Source organism: Curtobacterium sp. AC268 (genome assembly GCF_979258745.1).
Genome location: NZ_OZ409878.1, coordinates 103446 through 126097, shown reverse-complemented (window position 1 = coordinate 126097; position 22652 = coordinate 103446). Strand labels below are relative to the sequence as shown.

Annotated in this window: 18 protein-coding genes; 2 read left to right on the top strand and 16 right to left on the bottom strand. The window is 69.8% G+C overall.

Annotation, left to right across the window (positions count from 1 at the left end; all coding sequences use genetic code 11):
- Nucleotides 1–271: 271 nt before the first annotated feature.
- From ACZZ9K_RS00565 to ACZZ9K_RS00515, 11 genes are all read right to left on the bottom strand, one after another.
- Nucleotides 272–1051 carry a ComEA family DNA-binding protein gene (locus ACZZ9K_RS00565; RefSeq protein WP_463443070.1) on the bottom strand — a complete coding sequence of 260 codons (780 nt, stop codon included), beginning with the start codon at nt 1049–1051 and terminating at the stop codon, nt 272–274.
- A 107-nt stretch (nt 1052–1158) separates the two neighbouring features.
- Entirely contained in the window at nt 1159–3720 is a 2562-nt protein-coding gene (leuS, locus tag ACZZ9K_RS00560; RefSeq protein ID WP_463443069.1) for a leucine--tRNA ligase, read from the bottom strand.
- 50 nt (nt 3721–3770) lie between these two features.
- Entirely contained in the window at nt 3771–5459 is a 1689-nt protein-coding gene (gene cydC, locus ACZZ9K_RS00555) for a thiol reductant ABC exporter subunit CydC (RefSeq protein WP_463443068.1), read from the bottom strand.
- Nucleotides 5456–7123, bottom strand: a complete 1668-nt coding sequence (gene cydD / locus ACZZ9K_RS00550) for a thiol reductant ABC exporter subunit CydD (RefSeq protein ID WP_463443067.1) — start codon at nt 7121–7123, stop codon at nt 5456–5458. Before cydD ends, cydC begins: the two co-directional genes overlap by 4 nt.
- A 10-nt stretch (nt 7124–7133) precedes the next feature.
- Nucleotides 7134–8138, bottom strand: coding sequence for a cytochrome d ubiquinol oxidase subunit II (gene cydB, locus ACZZ9K_RS00545; protein WP_463443066.1), 1005 nt, complete (start codon nt 8136–8138; stop codon nt 7134–7136).
- A 16-nt stretch (nt 8139–8154) separates the two neighbouring features.
- Nucleotides 8155–9567, bottom strand: a complete 1413-nt coding sequence (locus ACZZ9K_RS00540; protein ID WP_138803101.1) for a cytochrome ubiquinol oxidase subunit I — start codon at nt 9565–9567, stop codon at nt 8155–8157.
- Between the two features lie 275 nt (nt 9568–9842).
- A complete protein-coding gene (locus ACZZ9K_RS00535; protein WP_138803100.1) occupies nt 9843–10766 on the bottom strand; it encodes an ABC transporter substrate-binding protein in 924 nt (307 codons plus the stop codon).
- On the bottom strand, nt 10763–11491 hold the full coding sequence (locus tag ACZZ9K_RS00530; protein ID WP_138803099.1) for an ABC transporter permease: 729 nt from the start codon (nt 11489–11491) through the stop codon (nt 10763–10765). The genes ACZZ9K_RS00535 and ACZZ9K_RS00530 overlap by 4 nt, the downstream gene beginning before the upstream one ends.
- Complete coding sequence (locus ACZZ9K_RS00525) at nt 11488–12204, bottom strand: ABC transporter permease (RefSeq protein ID WP_027465272.1); 717 nt, start codon at nt 12202–12204, stop codon at nt 11488–11490. Before ACZZ9K_RS00525 ends, ACZZ9K_RS00530 begins: the two co-directional genes overlap by 4 nt.
- The gene (locus ACZZ9K_RS00520; protein ID WP_463443065.1) at nt 12201–13127 is read right to left on the bottom strand and encodes an ABC transporter ATP-binding protein; all 927 of its coding nucleotides are present in this window, start codon (nt 13125–13127) and stop codon (nt 12201–12203) included. The genes ACZZ9K_RS00525 and ACZZ9K_RS00520 overlap by 4 nt, the downstream gene beginning before the upstream one ends.
- Before the next feature lie 228 nt (nt 13128–13355).
- Nucleotides 13356–14003, bottom strand: coding sequence for a TetR/AcrR family transcriptional regulator (locus tag ACZZ9K_RS00515; protein WP_071248156.1), 648 nt, complete (start codon nt 14001–14003; stop codon nt 13356–13358).
- 138 nt (nt 14004–14141) lie between these two features.
- On the opposite strand from ACZZ9K_RS00515, the gene ACZZ9K_RS00510 reads away from it, so the two are divergent.
- Nucleotides 14142–15206 (top strand): App1 family protein, encoded by a 1065-nt coding sequence (locus ACZZ9K_RS00510; protein WP_463443064.1) that lies wholly within the window; start codon nt 14142–14144, stop codon nt 15204–15206.
- A 78-nt stretch (nt 15207–15284) separates the two neighbouring features.
- The gene (locus ACZZ9K_RS00505; protein WP_463443063.1) at nt 15285–17231 is read left to right on the top strand and encodes a glycoside hydrolase family 15 protein; all 1947 of its coding nucleotides are present in this window, start codon (nt 15285–15287) and stop codon (nt 17229–17231) included.
- A gap of 114 nt (nt 17232–17345) precedes the next feature.
- Here ACZZ9K_RS00505 and ACZZ9K_RS00500 read toward each other — a convergent pair whose 3' ends face one another.
- From ACZZ9K_RS00500 to ACZZ9K_RS00480, 5 genes are all read right to left on the bottom strand, one after another.
- The gene (locus tag ACZZ9K_RS00500; protein ID WP_071245742.1) at nt 17346–18719 is read right to left on the bottom strand and encodes a glucose-6-phosphate dehydrogenase; all 1374 of its coding nucleotides are present in this window, start codon (nt 18717–18719) and stop codon (nt 17346–17348) included.
- Nucleotides 18720–18877: 158 nt separating this feature from the next.
- Nucleotides 18878–19294, bottom strand: coding sequence for a cytochrome c oxidase subunit 4 (locus tag ACZZ9K_RS00495; RefSeq protein ID WP_027465267.1), 417 nt, complete (start codon nt 19292–19294; stop codon nt 18878–18880).
- A gap of 4 nt (nt 19295–19298) precedes the next feature.
- The gene (gene ctaD / locus ACZZ9K_RS00490; RefSeq protein ID WP_027465266.1) at nt 19299–21035 is read right to left on the bottom strand and encodes an aa3-type cytochrome oxidase subunit I; all 1737 of its coding nucleotides are present in this window, start codon (nt 21033–21035) and stop codon (nt 19299–19301) included.
- Nucleotides 21036–21046: 11 nt separating this feature from the next.
- Entirely contained in the window at nt 21047–21949 is a 903-nt protein-coding gene (ctaC, locus tag ACZZ9K_RS00485) for an aa3-type cytochrome oxidase subunit II (RefSeq protein WP_027465265.1), read from the bottom strand.
- A 293-nt stretch (nt 21950–22242) separates the two neighbouring features.
- Nucleotides 22243–22611 (bottom strand): HesB/IscA family protein, encoded by a 369-nt coding sequence (locus tag ACZZ9K_RS00480; protein WP_209130802.1) that lies wholly within the window; start codon nt 22609–22611, stop codon nt 22243–22245.
- Nucleotides 22612–22652 lie beyond the last annotated feature (41 nt).

The following is a 22652-nucleotide window of genomic DNA, read 5'->3' as shown; positions in this document are numbered from 1 at the left end:
GCCGGGACTCCCCCACGGTGACCGACACCGCGAGCAGCGTCGTCAGGGCCCCCGCGACGAGCAGCAGCCCGGCGACGGCCGGCACCACCCCGGCGCCCCGACGCCACCGGAGCACGCTGCCGCTGGCGCCGGTCAGGAGCGCCGCGGCCCCACCGACCACAGGTGCCGCGTCGGGCACGCCGACGAGCAGGGCGGTCGTGATCCAGGCGACGGCCACCGGCACCGCGACCCGCAGGTCGATCGCACTCGGAGCGAGCTGCACCGTCGCCCCTCAGACCCGCACACGATCGCGGAGCTCGGCGAACCGCACGTCGCCGATGCCGCTGACGTCGAGCAGGTCCTCGACCGCGGTGAACCGGCCGTGCTCGTCCCGCCAGGCGATGATCCGCCCGGCCAGCCCGGGTCCGATCCCGGGCAGGGTCTCGAGCGCGGTCTGGTCGGCGGTGTTCAGGTCGACGACGGCGGACTCCTCGTCCCCGGTGCCCGCCGAGCCACCGCCGCTCCCGGCCCCGGCCCCGGCGGTCGGCCCGGCGGCAGCACCGTCTGCCATCGGCCCGAGCGCCTCGGGCACCTCCTGTTGCCCGACCCGCGGCACGTACAACCGCTCGCCGTCCGTCAGCACCCGGGCCAGGTTCAGGCGGTCGAGATCGGCGTCGTCGGTGGCCCCACCGGCACGTTCGAGGGCGTCACCGACCCGGCTCGATGCCGGCAACTCGACCACACCGCTCCGCCGTACCGCCCCGAGCACGTGCACCACGACGCGCCCCGCACCGGTCTCCGCGCCGACACCCGGAGCAGACGAAGCCCCGACGCCGGCACCGGCGTCAGTACCAGCAGAGGCCGACGGCGACGGCGCGCCCGTAGCCGCACCGGCCGTGGGCGCCCCACGCACGACGACCTCGCCCGTTCCCCCGGCACCACCCGACACCAGCGCCCCGACGAGGACCACCACGACGGCGACCACCACCACGACCGCCGCCAGCACCACGGCAGCCCGCGGTGACAACGCGAGACGGGACCACCAGGGTCCGGGAGACGACGGGGACGACATGCCCCGAACGCTACGGAGCCCGGCCGATCGGCCGGGCTCCGGAGGTCACACCCGTGGACGGGTACCGCGAACGCCCCTGCTGTGAGGGACGATGCCAGCGAGGGTCGCTACCCCTTGATGGCGATGTTCACGAGCTTCGGCGCCCGGACGATCACCTTCACGATCTCGCGGTCACCGATGTACCGCTGCACGTTCGCCGAGGACCGTGCGAGCTGTTCGAGCTCGTCCGCCTCGATCGACTTCGACACCTCGAACGAGTCACGCACCTTGCCGTTGACCTGCACGACGGCCGTCAGGGTCTCCTGCACGAGCAGCGTCGGGTCGGCCTTCCGCCAGCCGTACGTGGCGACGGTGGCCTCGTAGCCCAGCTTCTCCCACATCTCCTCGCCGGTGTACGGCGCGAAGACGCTCAGCCCGAGCGCGATGGTCTCGACGGCTTCGCGCACGGCGGGGTCACCGGCGCCGGGGCCGCTGTCGATCGCCTTGCGGGTGACGTTGACCAGGTCCATCAGTCGCGCGATCACGACGTTGAACTTGAACGACTCCATCATCCCGGGGGCGTCGGCGAGGAACCGGTGCGTGACCTGGCGGAGTGCCCGGTCGCCGTCGGCCCAGACGACGTCGCGTGCGGACGTGACGTCGAGCGCCAGGCGGTACGCCCGCGCCAGGAACCGAGCCGAGGCGGACGGCGAGACGTCCTCCCAGTTGATGTCGTCCTCGGGAGGGCCGGCGAAGCCCATGACCAGGCGGATGGCGTCGACGCCGTTCGCGTCGAGCTCGTCACCGAGCGAGACGCCGCCCTTCGACTTCGACATCTTGGAGCCACCGGACAGCACCATGCCCTGGTTGAGCAGCGCCGAGAACGGCTCGGTGAAGTCGAGGTACCCGAGGTCGAACAGCACCTTCGTGACGAAGCGGGCGTAGAGCAGGTGCAGGATCGCGTGCTCGATGCCGCCGATGTACTGGTCGACGGGAGCCCAGCGGCGCGCGGCCGCCGGGTCGAACGCCTGGGTGTCGTCGTTCGCCGACAGGAACCGCAGGAAGTACCACGACGAGTCGACGAAGGTGTCCATCGTGTCGGTGTCGCGGAGCGCCGGGGTGCCGTCGACGGGGTTCGGGACGTTCACCCAGTCGGTCGCGCCACCGAGCGGGGACGTGCCCTTCGGCTTGAGGTCGAGGCCCTCGGTGTCCGGCAGCACGATCGGCAGCTGGTCCTCGGGCACCGGGTGCTCGGTGCCGTCGGCACCGTGGATGATCGGGATCGGGGTGCCCCAGAAGCGCTGGCGCGAGATGAGCCAGTCGCGGAGGCGGTAGGTCTTGGCGGCGCGGCCGGTCCCGCGTTCCTCGAGCAGCGCGATCGCGGCGGTGATGGCGTGCTGCTTCGACATGCCGTCGAGCGGCCCGGAGTTGATCATCCGGCCCTGGCCGGTCAGCGCTTCGCCGGTGGCGACGGGGTCGAGGGTCGGCACGTCGAAGTCGTCGAGCGTCGCGCCCTCGGGGATGACCGGGATCGCCCCGGTGACGGCGGCGTTCGTGTCGACGACCACCTTGACGGGCAGGTCGAACGCCCGCGCGAAGTCGAGGTCGCGCTGGTCGTGTGCGGGCACGGCCATCACGGCGCCGTGGCCGTAGTCGGCGAGCACGTAGTCGGCGGCCCAGATCGGCAGGCGTTCCCCCGTGAGCGGGTGGATCGCGGACCGGCCGAGCGGCACGCCGGTCTTCGGGCGGTCGGCGTTCTGCCGGTCGATCTCGGACGTCTTCTGCGTTGCCGTCAGGTAGGCGTCGAAGTCGTCACGGACGGAGGACGGCACCGACGGGTCGGCGACCAGCGAGGCAGCCAGGTCGGAGTCCGGCGCGACGACCAGGAACGTCGCCCCGTGGATCGTGTCCGGACGGGTGGTGAAGACCGTGACGGGCTCGTCGCGGCCCTCGATCACGAAGTCGACGTCGGCACCGACCGAGCGGCCGATCCAGTTCCGCTGCTGCGCGATGACCTTCGCCGGCCACCGCCCCTCGAGCTGGTTCAGGTCGTCGAGCAGCCGGTCGGCGTACTCGGTGATCTTGAAGTACCACTGCGTGAGCTTCTTCTTCACGACGACGGCGCCGGAGCGGTCCGAGGTGCCGTCGGGCAGGACCTGCTCGTTCGCGAGCACGGTCTGGTCCACCGGGTCCCAGTTGACCCAGCTGTCCTTGCGGTACGCCAGGCCCTTCTCGTACATCTTCAGGAACAGCCACTGGTTCCACTTGTAGTACTCGGGGTCCGAGGTGTGGATCTCGGTGGTCCAGTCGAACGACGGCGCGTAGCGCTTGAAGGACGCCTTCTGCTGCTCGATGTTCGCGTAGGTCCAGTCCTTCGGGTCCACCCCGCGCTTGATCGCAGCGTTCTCGGCGGGCAGCCCGAACGAGTCCCAGCCGATCGGGTGCAGCACGTTGAAGCCCTGCTGTCGCCAGTAGCGCGCGACGAAGTCCCCGAGGGCCCAGTTCTCGGCGTGCCCCATGTGCAGGTCGCCGGACGGGTACGGGAACATCTCGAGGATGTACTTGCGCGGACGGGTGTCGTCGAGGTCGGTGGTGAAGAGCCCGAGCGCTTCCCAGCGGGGCTGCCACTTCTCCTGGATACGACGGAAGTCGTAGGCGTTCGGGTCCTCGGCGTGCTGCTCGGTGGTCACGGTCGTCAACGATACAAGCCGGGAGGCCCGTCCCGCGTCCGCCTGTCGGCTCACCCGGCGAGCAGGCGTCCGTCCCGCATCCGCAGGGTGCGGGAGACCAGGTCCGGCGCCACCGGGACGTGCGAGACGATGACGACCGTCCGGCCCGCTGCGCGGGCCGTGGTGACGAGGTCACGCAGCACGGCGTCGCCGAGGTCCGGGTCGACGTCGGCGGTCGGTTCGTCGAGCACCAGCACCGGGAACGCGTGCAGCAGTGCGCGGGCGAGCGCGAGCCGGTGCGCCTGGCCGCCGGACACGAGCACGCCGCGTTCGCCGACCGAGGCGTCCAGCCCGCCCCGCCGGACGACCCAGTCCCCCAGGCCGACCCGGTCGAGCACGGCGAGCAGTTCGTCGTCGGTCGCGGTCTCGCGGGCGAAGAGCAGGTTCTGCCGCACGGACTGGTCGAACACGAACGGGTCCTGTTCGATCAGGCCGACCCGGGCCCGCACCGCGTCGGGGTGCATCGCCTTCGTCTCGACGCCGTCGAGCGTGTAGGAGCCCTCGTGCTCCACGAACCGGACGAGCGCGTCGACCAGGGTCGACTTGCCGGCACCGCTCGGCCCCTGGAGCACGACGACCTCGCCGGGGGCGAGCGTGAACGAGACCCGGTCGACCGCGGGCTCGGCAGCCCCGGGCCAGCGGACCGTGAGGTCGTGGACGGCGACGGTGACAGCACCCTCGACCACGAGCGACGCCGGATCGGCGTCCTCGTCGGGCTCGGGGACGATGCCGACGGGCACCTCGGCGGGCACGACCTGCTCGACCCGTTCGGCCGCAGCACGCACCCGGCGGAGCGTCAGGACGGCGAGCGGGACGGTCCCGACGACCTCGAAGAGCGCCAGCGGCACGAAGACCGCCAGCGCCCAGAGCGGACCGTCGAGCGCACCGGACACCACGGCGGGGGCACCGACGGCGAGGATCCCGATCACCGCAGCGCCACCGACCAGGCCGACGAGTGCACCGACGAGCGACTCGACCGTGCCACGGCGCCGGACGGCCCGGGTGACGCCGGCGTCGAGCCGGGCGATGTGCGCGAGCCGTTCGTCGAGGGTGCCGTATGCGGCGAAGACGTCGAGCGTCCGGACGGTGTCGAGCACCAGGTCCGCCACGCGACCCCGGTCGGCGGCGGTCTCGCGGTCCGAGCGCTCGGCGATCGACCGGGTGACGATCGTGCCGACCAGGGCCGCGACCGCCAGCGCGAGGACGAGCACGAGCGCCGCCGGCACCGACACGAGCGCCACCGCGACGACGGACAGCACCGCGACGACCCCGGCGGAGACGAGCGGGCCGACGACGCGGATCGGCAGGTCCTGCAGCCGGTCGGTGTCGGTCACCAGGCGCGTCATGAGGTCGCCGCGTCCGGTCCGCCCGAGTCCGGCGGGCGCGATCGACGCCAGCCGCCGGTACATCTCCGTCCGCACCACGGCCAGTTGCCGGAAGGACGCGTCGTGCCCGGCGAGCCGGTCGACGTAGCGCAGCACCGCCCGTCCGAGTGCGAAGGCGCGCACGCCGACCATCACGAGCGTCAGGTACAGGATCGGCGGGTGCTCGGCGGCACGGGTGATCAGGTAGCCGCTCGCGGCGAGGAGCGCGACCGCGCAGACCGCACTGAGCGACCCGGCGGCGACCGCCTTCGCCCAACCCGACCCGTGCGGCATCGCGAGCCGCAGGACGGAGCCGCCACGGGCCTCCCGGCTCATGCGCGCACCCCCCTGCGGACCGTCACGGACCCGCCGGCGCGGACGTCCACGCGGACGTCCGCCGCGGCGACGACCGCGGGTCGGTGGCTGGCGACCACGACGACGGCGCCGTCGGCCGCCAGGCCACGGGCTGCCGCGATGACGCGTTCCTCGGCCTCGGCGTCCAGCGCGGACGTCGGCTCGTCGAGCAGCACGAGGGGCGTGGCGGCGCGGCGTGCGCGGTAGAGCGCACGGGCGACGGCGACACGCTGTGCCTGGCCGCCGGACAGTCCGCTGCCACCGGCGCCGACCGGGAGGCCCGGGTCGAGTCCCAGCCCCGCGTCGCCCAGGGCGGTGCGCACGTCGGCGTCAGCGGGGGCCGCGCTGAGCGCGACGTTCTCGGCGATCGTCCCGCGGACGAGACGCGGGCGCTGGTCGGCCCAGGTGGTGCGCTCGGCGACGGACACGCCGGCCGGGCCGGGCACGGTGACGGCACCGTCGTGCGGCAGGACACCGCGGAGTGCGGCGATGATGCTCGACTTGCCGGAACCGCTCGGGCCGGCGAGCACGACGAGGGTGCCGGGCTCGGCGTGCAGGTCGAACGGTCCGATCACGACGTCGGATCGGCGGACGGTGAGCCCGCGGACGTCCAGGGCACTGGCGGGTGCTGCGGTGTCCGTGTCGGTTCCGCTGCTGGCGGTCGCGGACGACGATGCGGTCTCGTCGTCGGCCAGCACGTCGAGCACCGCGGCCGAGGCCTCGACGCCGTCCTGGGCGGCGTGGAAGTCGGCGCCGACCTGGCGGATGGGTGCGAAGGCCTCCGGCGCCAGGACGAGCACGAACATCGCGGCGCCGAGGCCGAGCGAGCCGTCGACCAGGCGGATGCCGATCGAGACGGCGACCAGTGCGACGGACAGGCTCGCGGCGAGCTCGAGCGCGAAGCCGCTCACGAACGACAGCCGGAGCACGCCGATCGTGCCGCGGCGGTACTCGTCGGTGACCGCCCCGATGCGACCGACCTGGCGGCGCGCACGGCCGAAGACCTTGAGCGTGGCGAGCCCCTCGACGGCTTCGGTGAAGGCCCCACCGAGCTTCGCGAGGGCGTCCGACTGTTTCCGCTGCAGCGACTGCGTCGCCAGGCCGATCAGGATCATGAAGACCGGGATCACCGGCAGGGCGAGGAGGATGATCAGCCCGCTCGTCAGGTCGCCCAGGCCGATCGCGACCAGGAGCATCGGCGTCGCGATCGCGGTGAGCGCGAGCTGCGGCAGGTACCGGCCGAAGTAGGCATCGAGTGCGTCGAGCCCGGGGCCGAGCGTGGTGGCGAAGCCGGCGCTCGACCGGCCGGCGAGCCACGACGGGCCGCGCTCGGCGGCGCGGGCGAGCACCGTCGTGCGCATCTCGCTCTTCACCTTCGCCGCCGCGCGTGCCGCCAGGTCGTCGGTCGCCCACGCGGCCACCGCACGCAGGACGAACGCCCCGCCGAGCAGCGCGAGCGCCTGCCCGAACGCCGCCGGGACCGTGCCGTCGCCGACGGCGTCGACCCCGAGGGTGACGGCCGCCGCGATCCCCCACGCGATCGCGATGGTCGCGAGCGTGCGGAGGACACCGGTGCCGGCGGCGGCGACGATGAAGCCGCGCGCCGTCCGGGACAACCGCAGGAGTCGGGGGTCGAGGGGCTTCATCGTCGTCCGCCTAGTGCGCGGCCGCGGTGACGTGGGCGCGGGAGACGCGCTTGCGGAACACCCAGTAGGTCCAGGCCTGGTACGCGAAGACCAGGGGCACGAAGATCAGCGCGACCCAGCTCATCACGGTCAGCGTGTACGACCCGGACGAGGCGTTGTACACGTTCAGGCTGTTCGCGGCGTCGTTCGAGGCCGGCATGACGTCGGGGAAGATCGCCGTGAACATCGCGAGCACGATCGCGGCGATGGTGACCGCCATCAGCGTGAAGGCGCGGCCTTCCTTGCCCCAGGCGTTGCAGAGCACGGCGAGCACCAGGGCCAGGGCGGCGACCACGGAGAGCACCAGCGAGGCCGGGGTGGCCCGGACGAAGGCCATCGACACCAGGAACGCGGCACCGACGACGATCGTGACGATGCCGGCCCGGGTCGCCAGGCGCTTGGCGCGGACGCGGATGTCGCCCTCGGTCTTCAGCGCCACGAAGACGACCCCGTGGGTGAAGAACACCAGCAGCGTCGCGGCACCGGTCAGCAGCGCGAACGGGTTGAGCAGGTCGAAGATCGTGCCGGTGTAGTTGTGCCCGGCGTCCATCGGGATGCCACGGACGACGTTGCCGAACGCGACGCCCCACAGGAACGACGGCACGGCGCTGCCGACGATGATCATCAGGTCGAAGCGGCGCTTCCACTCGAGGTGCTTGTTCTGGTGCCGGTACTCGAACGACACCCCCCGGACGATGAGTGCAGCGAGGATGAGCAGCAGCGCCAGGTAGAACCCGGAGAACATCGTGGCGTACCACTCCGGGAACGCCGCGAACAGGCAGGCCCCGGCGACGATGACCCAGGTCTCGTTGAGGTCCCAGACCGGGCCGATGGTGTTGATCAGGACCCGACGGTCGGTGTCGTCCTTGCCGAGGAACGGCAGGGACATGCCGACACCGAAGTCGAATCCGTCGAGGACGAAGTAGCCGACGAAGAAGACGCCGACGATCGCGAACCAGAGAACGGGGAGATCCATCAGGCAGCGTCCATTTCTAGTAGACCGTCACTTCGTGCTTGACCTCGCCGGTCTCCTCGTCGACCTCGGCCGGGTCGGCGGGCCCCTCTTGCGCGACCTTCTTGATGAGCTTGAACTCGACGACGGCCAGCGAGCCGTAGATCAGGGTGAAGACCAGCAGCGAGATGAGGACCTCGAGCCCGGTCACGTTCGGCGACACACCGTCCTTCGTCTGGAGCAGCCCGAACACGAGCCACGGCTGGCGGCCCATCTCGGTGAAGACCCAGCCGACGATCATCGCGGCCATCGGCAGCGGCACCGTCCAGGTGGCGATGCGCCACACCCAGCGCTGCGTCGGGAACCGGCCCTTGCGGGTCAGCCACAGGCCGACCAGCGAGACCATGACCGCGCCGACGCCGAGGGCGATCATCCAGCGGAACGACCAGTAGGTGACCCAGATGATCGGCTTGTAGTCGCCGGGGCCGTACACCTGCGTGTACTGCGCCTGCAGGTCGTTGATGCCCTCGACCGTGCCGTTGAACGTGTGCGTCGACAGGAACGACAGCAGGTACGGCACCCGGATCGAGAACAGCTCGTGCACGCCGTCGGGGGTGCCGAGCGTGAAGATCGAGAACGAGGCGTCCTTGCCGGTCGCGGTGTTGTACAGCGCCTCGGCCGCCGCCATCTTCATCGGCTGCGTGTCGACCATCGTCAGTCCGAGCTGGTCGCCGGTCAGGACGGTCAGCGCGCCGGCCGCGAGCATGGTCCACATGCCGAACTTGAGCGCCGGCATCATCGTCTCGAGGTTCTGGTTGCGCGCCAGGTGGTAGGCCGCGACCGAGATGATGACCGCCGCGGCGACCATGAAGCAGGCGAAGAGCGTGTGCGGGAACGCGGCCAGGGCGACCTTGTTGCCGAGCACCGCCCAGATGTCGGTGAGTTCCGCACGGCCCTTGGCCTCGTTCATCGCGAAGCCGACCGGGTGCTGCATGAACGCGTTCGCGGCGATGATGAAGTACGCCGACATGATCGTGCCGGCGCTGACGCACCAGATGCTCGCCAGGTGCAGCCCCTTGGGCAGGCGGTCCCAGCCGAAGATCCAGATGCCGATGAACGCCGCCTCGAAGAAGAACGCCAGGATCCCCTCGAGTGCGAGCGGTGCGCCGAAGACGTCACCGACGAAGCGCGAGTAGTTCGACCAGTTCATGCCGAACTGGAACTCCTGCACGATGCCCGTCACGACACCCATCGCGAAGTTGATCAGGAAGATCCGCCCGAAGAACCGCGTCAGCTGCAGGTAGTGCGCGCGGCCGGTCCGGTACCAGGCGGTCTGGAACACGGCCACCACGGCTGCCATGCCGATCGTCAGCGGGACGAAGAGGAAGTGGTAGATGGTCGTCAGACCGAACTGCCACCGCGACAGGAGGAGCGGATCGAGGAGGTCGTTCATGCGGCGATTCCGAGACGGGTGGCCGCGCGCTGTTCGTGCACGTCAGTTGCTTCCTGTGGAACGGATACATCAGGTGTCACAGCCCTTGGGACACCCCAACGCTATCGCGACGCACCCTGGTTCGACAACTTGTAGAACCTCCCCTTGCACAAACGTGCACAGCCTCTGCACGGCACAACCGTGCGGCACCGATGTTCGCGCTGCCCCGTGCACGAACGACGACAGGCGCCGGGTAGATACCCGACGCCTGTCGCTTTTCTTTCGTGGAGCTGTGGCTACAGCAGACCCTCGGCCTTGAGCCAGTCCTCGGCGATGGTGGACGCCTTCTCCTTGTCGGCCGTGCTCTTGGTGTTGAGCTCGATCAGGGCCTCGGTCGTGAGCTTCTCGTTGACCGAGTCGATCGCGTCCGCAGCCTTCTCGTTGACCTTCTTCGAGACGACCGGCACGACGTTCTGCGGCAGGATCAGGTTCTCCGGGTCCTTCAGCGTGACGAAGCCGTTCGCCTTGATGCTCGGGTCGGCCGTGTAGATGTCGGCCAGCTGGACGGTGTCGTCCTTGAGCGCCTTGACCGTCAGGGCGCCACCGCCGTCCTCGATCGCCTTGAAGTCGACGTCGACGCCGTAGACCGACTTGAGCCCCTTCGGGCCGTACGGCCGCGTCTGGTTCTCGGAGTTGGCGCCCACGGTGAGCTTCTCGTCGACGTTCTTCAGGTCGGCCAGGCTCGTGACGTCGTTGTCCTCGGAGAACTTCTTCGTGACGGTGTAGCTGTCCTGGTCGGTCGCGTCGGCCTCGTCGAGGACCCGGAGGCCCTTCGGCAGGGCCTTGTCGAGCCCGTCGTCGATCTGGTCGGCGGTCTTCGCGTCCGAGTTCTTGTCGAAGTACTGCAGCAGGTTGCCGCTGTACTCGGGCATGACGTCGATGGCGCCCTTCTCGAGCTGCGGGATGTAGACCTCACGCTGCCCGATGTTGAAGTTGCGCTTGACGTCGAAGCCGTCCTTCTCGAGGACCTGGGCGTAGAGCTCGGCGATGATCTCGTTCGAGTAGTACTGCTGCGAGCCGACGACGATGGTCTTCGAGTCGGACGAGTCGCTGGAGCCGCTGTCGAGCGGGTCGCTCGACGCGCAGCCGGCGAGGGCGGCGACGACGCCCACCGCCATCGCGGCGGCGACACCGGCGCGGATCTTGGGTGCTGTGATCACGAGGGATTTCCTTCCGGGAGTGGATTGCGGGCTCGCTCACGCGACCCCTGACGCTGTCGGGCCGACGGGTCCGCGGTGCCCTTCGGCACCGCCGCCCGCTGCAGCACGGCGAACACGATCTCGAACGCGATCGCGAGGGCGATCACGAGGATGGAGGCGCCGAGCATCTCGGCGTAGTCCTGGGTCTTCAGGCCGAGGAAGAAGTACCCGCCGAGGCCACCGGCCCCGACGTACGCGGCGAGCGTGGCCGTCGCGACGACCTGCAGCACCGCGGCACGGATGCCACCGATCAGGAGCGGGAGTCCGAGCGGGATCTCCACCTTCCACAGGATCTGCCAACCGGTCATGCCCTGGGCCTTCGCGGCGTCGACGACCCCCGGGTCGACGGACTCGATGCCGGAGTACGCACCGGCGAGCACCGACGGGATCGCCAGGATGACGAGGGCGAGCAAGGGAGCCTGCAGCCCGATGCCGAGCAGCAGCCCGAACAGCGAGAGCACGCCGAGCGTCGGGAGCGCCCGCACTCCGCCGGACACGGCGATCGAGAAGCCACGAGCACGGCGCGTGTGGCCGATCGCGTACCCGACCGGCACGGCGATGACGGCGGCGATGAGCACCGCGAGCAGGGTGATCCAGACGTGTTCCCAGAGGCGCTGGGGGATGCCGTTGTAGCCGCCGTAGTTCGTGGGGTCGAACACCCACGCGAAGGCCTGTCCGATGATCACGAGGAGACCTCCGCTGCTTGCAGGACCCGGCGGGCCTGTCGTCGTGACACCGAGTTCGTCCGGGTCCACGGCATGACCAGGCGCCCGAGCAGCACGAGGAGGCCGTCGAGGGCGAAGGCGAGCACGAGCACCATCACGATGCCGGAGAGGATCTCCTCGTAGATCCCGCGCCCCAGGCCGTCGGTGAACAGCAGGCCGAGGCTCGGGATGCCGAGGACCGCGCCGACCGTGGTGAGCGAGATCGTGGAGACCGAGACCACCCGGAGGCCGGCCAGCAGGACCGGACCGGCGAGCGGGAGCTCCACCCGGAAGAACCGCTGCGCCGGTGAGTAGCCCATGGCGGTCGAGGCGGACTTGGTCTCGGAGTCGACCGAGGTCAGCCCGTCGACCGTGGACCGGACCATCAGTGCGAGGCCGTACAGCGTCAGACCGATGACGACGTTGATCGGGCTCTGCAGGCCGGTGCCGATGATGCTCGGCAGCGCGACGAACAGGGCGAGCGACGGGATGGCGTAGAGCAGACCGGCGAGGGTCACGATGCTGCTGCCCACACCCGATGCGAAACGCGACCCACCGGGGCGCTGCAGCCGGACCACCAGCCACCCGATCGGGATCGACAGCAGGAACGCGACGATGATCGGCGGGATCGCGATCGCGAGGTGGGAGAGCGTGTTGTCCCAGATCGTGTCGAGGTTCGCCAGCACCCACTTCACCGGGTGCCCCCACCCTGCGCCGGAGCACCCGGTGCGTCGTGCGACGCTCCGGCCTCTGCTGCTCGGGAGTCGGACTGCGGCACGGCCTCGGCGGCGTCGACGACCCCGACCGGGCCCGTCAGCACGCCGGCCGCGCGGCCTTCACCGTCGACGACGATCGGACCGGTCGGGGTCTGCTCGACGCGGAGCGCGCGGCGCCCGCGGCCGGCGCCGATGAACGTGGCGACGAAGTCGTCGGCGGGTGCGGCGAGGATCTCGGCCGGCGTCCCCTGCTGGGCGATCTCGCCGCCCTTCTTGAGGATGACGACCTGGTCGCCGAGCTTGAACGCCTCGTCGATGTCGTGCGTCACGAACACGACGGTCTTGCCGAGTTCGCGCTGCAGGCGGATGAGCTCGTCCTGCAGGTCGTTGCGCACCAGGGGGTCCACCGCACCGAACGGCTCGTCCATGAGCAGGATGTTCGGGTCGACGGCCAGCCCGCGGGCCACACCGACGCGCTGCTGCTGGCCGCCGGACAGCTGTGACGGGTAGCGGTCGGCGAAGGCACGGTCGAGTCCGACGGTGTCCATGAGCTCGAGGGCGCGCTTGCGTGCGTCGGCCTTGGGGACGCCGGTCAGCAGCGGGACGGTCGCGATGTTGTCGACGACCTTGCGGTGCGGCAGCAGTCCGGAGTTCTGCATGACGTACCCGATGTGGCGACGGAGCTCGACGGGGTTGATCCCGGCGACGTCCGAGCCGTCGATCTCGACGGTGCCGGAGGTGGGGTCGACCATGCGGTTGATCATGCGGAGCAGCGTGGTCTTGCCACAGCCGCTGGATCCGACGAAGACGGTGGTGGTCCGGGACGGGATGACCAGATCGAAGCGCTCGACCGCAGTCGTGCCGTCCGGGTAGGTCTTGCGCACCGAGCGGAACTCGATCATGGGGTGCCCTTCTGTTCGGAGGTAGCCCGACTCCGGATGAGAGTACCCGGAGGTGCCGACATCGGTTCGCTCTGACGTTCCGTGACCGTCCTGCGGCGGTGCGCAGGGCGGTGGTGACGCCGACGGGCACGACGGGATCGGCGGGGACGACGACGCCCGCGCCTCGGTGTTCGGAGGCGCGGGCGGATCGGATCGGTCACCGGCGTGTCGCGCCGACTGAGTGGGTGGTCAGGACGCGGCGATCACCGATTCCAGGTGCGCGCGGTTCATCCGGCGGTACTCCTCGATCAGCTCCGTGTCGGGGTGCTCGCGGTCGCGGTGCGCCCGCGCCAGCACCGCGTGACCGGACTCGGCGAGGACGACCCAGGCGCGGGTGATGTGCTCGTCGTCCGGCAGGCCGAAGCGGTCGCGCATGATCTGGCCCACGGTCGCTCCGAGTGCGCCCATGCGGTCCTCGGCGTCACCGGTCCCGGTGTCCGCCGGGTCACCGAAGCGGATGGCCCGGAAGCCGGGCTCGGTGCGGTACATCTCGGCGGTCATGTCGATGAGCGCGTCGTTCGCGTCCTGCCAGGTCTCGGCGCCGCTGGCGTCGAGCGCCTCGACGAAGCGGGAGGCGAGCCGCTGGGTGCAGCGGATCGCGAGTGCCTCGACCACGGCGATGCGGTCCGGGAAGTACCGGTAGACGGTGCCGATCGACGCCCCCGCGCGCTCGGCGACCATGGCGGTCGTGAGCCGTTCGAACCCGATCTCGTCGATCACCGCGGCTGCGGCGTCGAGGAGGCCGGCGAGGCGCGCCGAACTGCGGGCTTGGACCGGCTCGTTCCTGAGCAGTGATGATCCCCCCGGCAGAGCGTTCGTTACCTCGGTGACGAGCACGTGTTCTCCTCTTGCGCTCCAGCGCGGTTGGTTGGTGTGACGGGGACAACTTTCGCAGAACGCGCCTGGAACATGGCTGCGACTCACCAGTTCCGCCCAGCGCGCGGTTTCGTCAGCCGTACATGGGATGATGGCGCCATGCCCGACCCGACGTCCCACGAGCCGTCGTTGGCCGAGCCGCTCCTGCACCGCGCGGCCCGCATCGAGGACGCCGTCCAGGAGTTCCGCGAGCACCGTGCACGCCGTCGCGGACTGGTGCCGACGGTGGTCCCGTACACCGGCTACGGCGCGCCCGGTTGGGTGCGCATCCTGTGCCGTGTGCTGCTGACGCGCCGCGGTCTCGCCTCCGACGTCTCCTACGCGGGGGTCCGCGGCTGGAAGAGCTTCACGAGCGTGGCCGTCGACCACGCCGAGGTCACCGTCACCGCCGGCGGTGTCTCCCACGTGGTGGAGACCGACCGTGGCGGCGTCGTCGACACCATCGTCCCGATCGACCTCGAGCCCGGCTGGCGCACGGTGCGGCTGTCGGCAGGCGGCGGGCGCGACGTCGAGGCCGACGTGTTCGTCGTGCATCCGGACACCCGCTTCGGGCTGCTGTCCGACATCGACGACACGGTCATGGTGACCTCGCTCCCCCGCCCCATGCTCGCCGCCTGGAACTCGTTCGTGCTGACCGAGCACGCCCGCCGCCCGGTGCCGGGCATGTCCGTGCTGTACGAGCGGATCCTCGCGCAGCACCCCGGCTCCCCGACGGTCTACCTGTCGACCGGAGCATGGAACGTGGCCCCGACGCTGCAGCGCTTCCTGTCCCGCAACATGTACCCGTCCGGCACACTCCTGCTCACCGACTGGGGTCCCACCCACGACCGGTTCTTCCGCAGCGGCCAGCTGCACAAGCAGGAGAACCTGCGGCGGCTCGCCGAGGACTTCCCGGACATCCGCTGGCTCCTGGTCGGCGACGACGGACAGCACGACGAGAGCCTCTACGGGGACTTCTCGCGGGAACACCCGGACAACGTCGCGGGCGTCGCCATCCGGCAGCTGTCCACGAGCGAAGCGGTCCTGGCCGGTGGTCGCTCGCGGGCGCAGGAACGCTCCCGTGACTCGTCGGCGCCCTGGGTGTACGCACCGGACGGCGCCGGCCTGTGGAGCGAGCTCGCGCGGGTCGGCATCATCGAGTCCGACGGTTCCGACCCGGCCTGAGCGACCCTTCATCACGATCTCGGCCCGGAGCCCCCGTGGCCGACCGCGGCGCTCGGGCATCGGGTGTTCGATCGGTCCATGAGCACCGAGCCGGCCGCACCGCACCCAGCCTCACCACACCCAGCCGCGCCGCACCCAGCCGCACCGAACACACCGCCGAACCGCATCGAGGACCACGCCCTGATCGGCGACACCGGCACCGCTGCCCTGGTCGGCCGCGACGGGACCATCGACTGGGCGTGCCTGCCGCGCTTCGACAGCTCGTCCACCTTCGCCTCGCTGCTCGGCACCGAGGACCACGGGCACTGGACCCTGCGACCCGTCGACGACGACGCCACCGCCGAGTGGCGGTACCACGGTGACACCCTGGTGCTCTCGACCGTGTGGACCACCCGTGACGGCGTGGTCGAGGTCACCGAGTTCATGCCCGTCGGGGCCCACCGCCCCTCGATCGTCCGCCGGGTGCGTGGGCTCCGCGGCACCGTCGAGCTCCGGCAGACGCTCCGGATCCGCTTCGACTACTCGCGCGCCCTGCCCTGGATCCGGCAGATCGGGGACGACGACGAACCGGCGCTGCTCGCGACGGCGGGCCCCGGCTCGGTGATCGTCCGGGGGCCGCGGTTCCGCGCCGACGACCACCGGCACACCGCCGTCACGACGATCCACGACGGCGACGTGCTCGACACGGTGCTCACCTGGTACCCGTCGCACCGCGAGCCGCCGGAGCCGCTCGACGTCGACGCGGCCCTCGCCCACACCGTCTCGTGGTGGACAGCGTGGACCGCCCCGGCGCAGACCACCGGTCGGTACGCCGACGCCGCACGTCGGTCGCTGGTGTTCCTCCGCGCGATGACCCACGGCGAGACCGGTGGCGTCGTCGCCGCCGCGACCACGGGCCTGCCGGAGGACCCCGGCGGCGAACGCAACTGGGACTACCGCTACGTGTGGCTCCGCGACGCCTCCCTCGCGCTCGCGTCGCTCATCGCCCACGGTTACCGCGACGAGGCCACGCACTGGCGCGGCTGGCTGCTGCGCGCGATCGCGGGCGATCCCGCCGACGTGCAGATCATGTACGGCATCGCCGGCGAACGCGAGCTGCCCGAACGGGAGCTGCCCGAGCTGCCCGGGTACCTCGGGTCGACGCCCGTGCGCGTCGGCAACGGCGCCTCGACGCAGTACCAGGGCGACGTCTTCGGCGAGGTGCTCGCGGCACTGCACGACGCCCGCGAGCTCGGGGTCGAGGAGAACGCCGACTCCTGGGCGCTGCAGCGGGCACTGCTCGGCTACGTCGAGGAGCACTGGCAGGAGCCGGACAACGGCATCTGGGAGATGCGCGGCCCGCGGCGCAGCTTCACGCACTCGCGGGTGATGATCTGGGCCGCGTTCGACCGCGGGGTCGCCGCGGTCGAGGAGTTCGGCCTCGAGGGCCCCGTCGACCGCTGGCGCACCCTGCGCGACACCGTCCGCGCCGAGATCGAGGAGCACGGCTGGAACGCCGAGCGAGGTTCGTTCCGCCAGCACTACGACACCGACGAGGTCGACGCGAGCCTGCTCGTCCTGCCGCAGGTCGGGTTCTGCCGCGCCGACGACCCCCGGATGACGGGCACCGTCCGCGCCATCGAGGAGGACCTACGCGTCGGGGACGAGGGCCTCGTGCTCCGCTACCGCACGACGGCCGGCTTCGACGGGCTGTCCGGCGCCGAGCACCCGTTCCTGGCGTGCTCGTTCTGGCTGGTGGAGCAGTACGCCGCTTCGGGACGGGTCGAGGACGCCGAGCATCTGATGGACGTGCTCGTCGGGTACGCCAACGACGTCGGCATGCTCTCCGAGGAGATCGACGTCGCCACCGGACACCACATCGGCAACACCCCGCAGGTGCTGTCGCACCTGACGCTCGTGTCGGCAGCGGACGCCATCGAGCGCGCACGTGGCGCGACCGTCGGGCACCGCACGCGGTTGCCCGTCCACGACGGCGGCACGCGGTCGTGGACCGGCGAGGGTGAGCGCGCCGGCTCCCCCGCCTGACGCATCTTCCGACGCCCTGATGGTGACCCCAGGACGGACGGGAGGCCCGGTGCCAGCTGGCACCGGGCCTCCCGTCCGTCAGGGCGTCCGTTAAGGACGTCGTCAGCGCATCCGTCAGGACGACGACTCCCAGTCCGCCGGGCCGCGCGAACCGGCGCGGTACTCCTCGAGCGGGACCTCGTCGGCCTTCCAGGCGGCGACGACCGGCTCCACGATCTCCCAGCAGCGCTCGGCCACGTCACCGCGGATGGAGAGCAGCGGGTCGTCGTGGAAGATGCCGTTCAGGACTTCGCCGTACGGGGTGAGCTCGCCGTCGCTGAACGACGACGACAGGGTGACCTGTCCCATCTCGAACGGGTTGCCACCGCCGTTGGCCGACACCGACAGCTCGATCTCGTCCGGGTTCAGGACGATGCGCAGCGTGTCGGTCTTCGGGCGACCGCTCAGACCGGACGGCAGGCGCGTGACCGGCTTGAACGTGATCAGCACCTCCTTGCGGCTGGCGCCGAGGGCCTTGCCGGAGCGCAGCGTGAAGGGGACGCCGGCCCAGCGGGCGGTGTCGACCTCGACCGAGATCTCGGCGAGGGTCTCCGTCTGGCGCGACGGGTCGACGCCGTCCTCTTCCTGGTACGACGGCAGTTCCTTGCCGTCGATGGTGCCGGCGGTGTAGACCGCGCGGCGCGAGGCGATCTTCGCGTCGTCGCCCTTGAGGCGGGTGGAGCGCAGGACCCGGGCGAGCGACGAGCGGAACTCGACCGCGTCGATCGCGGCCGGGGCGTCCATCGTGACCAGGCCGAGGATCTGCAGCAGGTGCGACTGGATCATGTCGACCATCGCGCCGGCCTCGTCGTAGTACTGGGCGCGGTTCTCGAGACCGAGGGTCTCGTCGTAGAAGATGTCGACCTTCTCGATGTTCTCGGCGTTCCAGATGGGCTCGAACAGGCGGTTCGCGAAGCGCAGACCGATGATGTTCAGCACCGTGGTGCGGCCGAGGAAGTGGTCGGTGCGGTGCACGCGGTCCTCGGGGACGAGCTTGAGCACCGTCTCGTTGAGGGCCTGGGCGCTGGCGACGTCGGTGCCGAAGGGCTTCTCGAAGGCAAGGGTCGTGCCCTCGGGGAGCTCGACGTGCTCGAGCGCCTCGCAGATGTCGGAGGCGATCTGCGGCGGGAGGGCGAAGTACAGGATCGGCTCGGAGTCGGCCGCGGCCAGGAGCGCCTCGAGGTGCTTCGGGTCGGTGGGGTCGCCCTGGATGAACTGCGTCGACTCGATGGTCGCGTCGACCTCCGGCCCCTTGACGTCCTGCGACGCGAAGGACTGCGTGACGATGTCCTTCCACTTCTCAGGGCTGCGCTCGCTGCGGCCCGTGCCGATCAGCTGCACGGGGACGGCACGGCCGCTCTGCAGGAACGTGCCGAGGCCCGGCAGGAGCAGGCGGGAGGCGAGGTCGCCCGTTGCGCCGAAGATGATGAGGGTGCGCTTGTCGGTCACCTGAGGTGACTCCTTTCGCTGTGGTGGGAGGTCCGCTCCAGTCAAGTCGCGGGCGGGCCCGTTTGTTCCGGATCGGGACCGGAGTTCGTCTCCTGGACGCACTTCGGGCGGCACCGTTCTGGTGCCGCCCGAAGTGTCAGGTGCGCTGCAGCGCCGGGTCAGTGCCCGAAGTTGCCGCGGTAGTACTCGTAGACCCAGCCGACCAGGGTGATCGCCACGAGGACGAGCCCGATCGGGACGATCCACAGGCCGGCGGCCACGCCGAGGAAGCACACGGCGACCGCGGCGGCCAGCAGGATGGGCCACCAGGACCACGGGCTGAAGTGCCCGAGCTCGGCGTCGCCGTCCTCGATGTTGGCGTCGGGACGGTCCTCGGGCAGGACCCCGCCCTGCGACGACATGACCTTGCCGAGGTAGAAGGCGATGAACGCCGACATCAGGCCGGTCAGGCCGATCGCCACGGTGCCCACCCACTCGGGCTCGCCGTAGTAGATCATCGCCCACGTCGTGTAGGCGGCGTCCGCCAGGATGAAGAACCCGAAGAGGATCCAGAACAGGTTGGTGTTCGCGCGCATGGCGTTACTTCACCTCGCCCTTCGCGGCGTCGTAGGTCGGGGCATCGGGGGCGTCCTTCGCGGGACCCACACCGATCGGCACACCGGCCTCGGGGTGGTTCAGGTCGAAGGCCGGGGACTCCGAACGGATACGCGGGATCGACGTGAAGTTGTGGCGCGGCGGCGGGCAGGAGGTCGCCCACTCGAGCGAGCGGCCGTAGCCCCACGGGTCGTTCACGGCGACCTTCGGTGCGTTCCGGGCGGTCACGTAGACGTTGAAGATGAACGGCAGGAACGAGATCGCGAGGATCATCGAGCCGATCGTCGACAGCTGGTTCATCCAGGTGAAGCCGTCGTTCGGCAGGTAGGTCGCGTACCGACGCGGCATGCCGATGACGCCCAGCCAGTGCTGGATGAGGAACGTCGTGTGGAACCCGATGAACAGGAGCCAGAAGTGGATCTTGCCGAGACGCTCGTTGAGCATCTTGCCCGTCCACTTCGGCCACCAGAAGTAGAAGCCGGAGAACATCGCGAACACGACGGTGCCGAAGACCACGTAGTGGAAGTGCGCCACGACGAAGTACGAGTCGGACACGTGGAAGTCGAGCGGCGGCGACGCCAGGATCACGCCGGTGAGACCACCGAAGGTGAACGTGATGAGGAAGCCGAGGGCCCAGAGGAGCGGGGTCTCGAACGTGACCGAACCGCGCCACATGGTGCCGACCCAGTTGAAGATCTTCACGCCGGTCGGGACCGCGATCAGCATCGTCATGAGCGAGAACCACGGGAGCAGGACGCCACCGGTGACGTACATGTGGTGCGCCCACACCGTGACCGAGAGGGCCGCGATGGAGATCGTCGCGTAGACCAGGGTCTTGTACCCGAAGATCGGCTTGCGGCTGAACACCGGGAAGACCTCGGAGACGATGCCGAAGAACGGCAGCGCGATGATGTAGACCTCGGGGTGCCCGAAGAACCAGAACAGGTGCTGCCAGAGCAGGGCCCCGCCGTTGGCCGGGTTGAAGATCTGTGCGTCGAACACGCGGTCGAGCCCGAGGCCGAAGAGCGCCGTCGCGAGGACCGGGAAGGCCATCAGGACGAGGAGCGCCGTCACGAGGGTGTTCCACGTGAAGATCGACATGCGGAACATGGTCAGACCCGGGGCACGCATCGTGATGATCGTGGTGATGAAGTTCACCGCGCCGAGGATCGTCGAGAAGCCGGTCATGCCGAGCCCGAAGACCCAGAGTGTGCCGCCGAGCCCCGGTGTGAACGTCGTGTCACTCAGTGGCGCGTAGGCGAACCACCCGAACGAGGCAGCGCCCTGCGGGGTGAGGAAGCCGCCGACCGCGATGAGCGAGCCGAACAGGTAGAGCCAGAAGGCGAAGCCGTTGAGTCGCGGGAAGGCGACGTCCGGCGCGCCGATCTGGAGCGGCATGATCGCGTTCGCGAAGCCCGAGAACAGCGGCGTCGCGAACATCAGCAGCATGATCGTGCCGTGCATCGTGAACAGCTGGTTGTACTGCTCCTTCGTCGCGACCACGTGCAGGCCGGGTTCGAAGAGCTGGGCACGGATCACGAGGGCCATCACACCTGCGAGCAGGAAGAAGATGAACGACGCGATCAGGTACATGTACCCGATGGTCTTGTGGTCGGTGGAGGTGATCCACCGAACGACGATGTTGCCCTTCCGACCCACCTTCGACGCCTGGAAGTCCGGCGACGAGGTCTGGGTCGGTTGGCCGACGAGTGACGTTGTCATCTGACGAGCCCCTACTTGTTCTCGCTGGACGCCTCGACCGGCGCCTTGTTGTTCGGTTCGTTGGTGTTGGTGTTGTACTCGTCACCGAGCAGACCGACCTTGCCCTGGTCCTTCAGGGTGTCGAGGTAGTCCTGGTACTGCGCCGGCGTGACGACCTTCACCTGGAAGAGCATCAGCGAGTGGTACTCACCGCAGAGCTCCGCGCACTTGCCCTGGTACGTGCCGAGCTTCTCCGGGATGAAGTACTCCCAGTTGGTCTTGCCCGGGAGCATGTCCTTCTTGTAGAGGAAGTCGATGACCCAGAAGGAGTGGTCGACGTCGCGCGAGGAGAGCTCGATCGCGACCTTCTTGCCCTTGGGCAGGTAGAGGGTCGGCAGCTGCGACTCGTCGATCGCCCCGTTGGCGTTCTCTTCTTCCTGGGCCTGGATGCCCTGGTAGTAGACGCTCTCTTCGGGGTTGTCCTTGTTGATGTAGTTGAAGTCCCACGCCCAGCGCTTGCCGTACACGTGCACGGTGGCGTCGGGGTCGGCGAAGGGCTTCTCGATCGCGGCCTGGTCCTTCGCGGTGAAGGCGAAGAAGCCCAGCACCAGGATCAGCGGCACGATCGTGTAGAAGATCTCGAGCGGCATGTTGTACCGCATCTGCACGGGCAGGCCGGTCTGGCCCTTCCGGCGGCGGTAGACGATCGCTGCCCAGATGATCAGGCCCCACACGATGAGACCGACGGCGAGGAGAACGACCCAGCTGGTGGTCCACAGGCCGACGATGCGGCTCGTGTGGTTGGTGACGTTCTTCGTCTCCTCCGTGCCGGGGAGCCATCCGTTCATCTGCTGCTGCGTGCAGCCAGCCAGTGCGATGACCAGACCGACGGCCACCGGGACGGCCGCCCAACGTATACGGCGATTCGAACGCACTGTTACCTCTCGCAAAAGACGTGAGCTTCAGGAGGTCAGCCCGTCGAGTCCGACGGCGAGCCGCACGAAGGCGGCGCATGGCTGGCTCCCAGCTTGATTGGAACACTCCTAGCTTACTCGCAGCTCGGTACCGCTCGCGCACACACGACACGGTTCTGGCCTCGATCCGCACGTCGACGGGCATCATTTCGCCCGGTCACGCCGCGCCCCGGCGCGCCACGTCCGGCCACACGAACGCGAGCGGGGAGCGACCGTTCCGGTCGCTCCCCGCTCGCGTGTCGGATCGCTGGTGCTCAGTGGAAGCTGTCACCACAGGCGCAGCTGCCCTGCGCGTTCGGGTTGTCGATCGTGAAGCCCTGCTTCTGGATCGTGTCCTCGAAGTCGATCGTCGCGCCGTCGAGGTACGGGACGCTCATCTTGTCGACGACGACCTCGACCCCGTCGAACTCGGCGGTGACGTCACCGTCGAGCAGGCGCTCGTCGAAGTACAGCTGGTAGATCAGGCCCGAGCAGCCACCGGGCTGGACGGCGAGGCGCAGGCGCAGGTCGTCGCGGCCCTCTTGTTCGAGCAGGCTCGCCACCTTGCCGGCAGCGGCGTCGCTCAGGAGGACGCCGTGCGACGGGGTTTCGGTCGCCGGTGCTTCGGTGATGGTGTCGCTCATCGCGCGTCTCCCTCCGGGCGGTGCTGGTCACCGCGCCTGGC

Bases quoted from the DNA above. Each gene is read 5' to 3' on its own strand.
- ACZZ9K_RS00565 (WP_463443070.1), bottom strand. From the start codon at position 1,051: ATGTCGTCCCCGTCGTCTCCCGGACCCTGGTGGTCCCGTCTCGCGTTG.
- cydC (WP_463443068.1), bottom strand. From the start codon at position 5,459: ATGAGCCGGGAGGCCCGTGGCGGCTCCGTCCTGCGGCTCGCGATGCCG.
- cydD (WP_463443067.1), bottom strand. From the start codon at position 7,123: ATGAAGCCCCTCGACCCCCGACTCCTGCGGTTGTCCCGGACGGCGCGC.
- cydB (WP_463443066.1), bottom strand. From the start codon at position 8,138: ATGGATCTCCCCGTTCTCTGGTTCGCGATCGTCGGCGTCTTCTTCGTC.
- ACZZ9K_RS00540 (WP_138803101.1), bottom strand. From the start codon at position 9,567: ATGAACGACCTCCTCGATCCGCTCCTCCTGTCGCGGTGGCAGTTCGGT.
- ACZZ9K_RS00520 (WP_463443065.1), bottom strand. From the start codon at position 13,127: ATGATCGAGTTCCGCTCGGTGCGCAAGACCTACCCGGACGGCACGACT.
- ACZZ9K_RS00510 (WP_463443064.1), top strand. From the start codon at position 14,142: ATGCCCGACCCGACGTCCCACGAGCCGTCGTTGGCCGAGCCGCTCCTG.
- ACZZ9K_RS00505 (WP_463443063.1), top strand. From the start codon at position 15,285: ATGAGCACCGAGCCGGCCGCACCGCACCCAGCCTCACCACACCCAGCC.
- ACZZ9K_RS00495 (WP_027465267.1), bottom strand. From the start codon at position 19,294: ATGCGCGCGAACACCAACCTGTTCTGGATCCTCTTCGGGTTCTTCATC.
- ctaD (WP_027465266.1), bottom strand. From the start codon at position 21,035: ATGACAACGTCACTCGTCGGCCAACCGACCCAGACCTCGTCGCCGGAC.
- ACZZ9K_RS00480 (WP_209130802.1), bottom strand. From the start codon at position 22,611: ATGAGCGACACCATCACCGAAGCACCGGCGACCGAAACCCCGTCGCAC.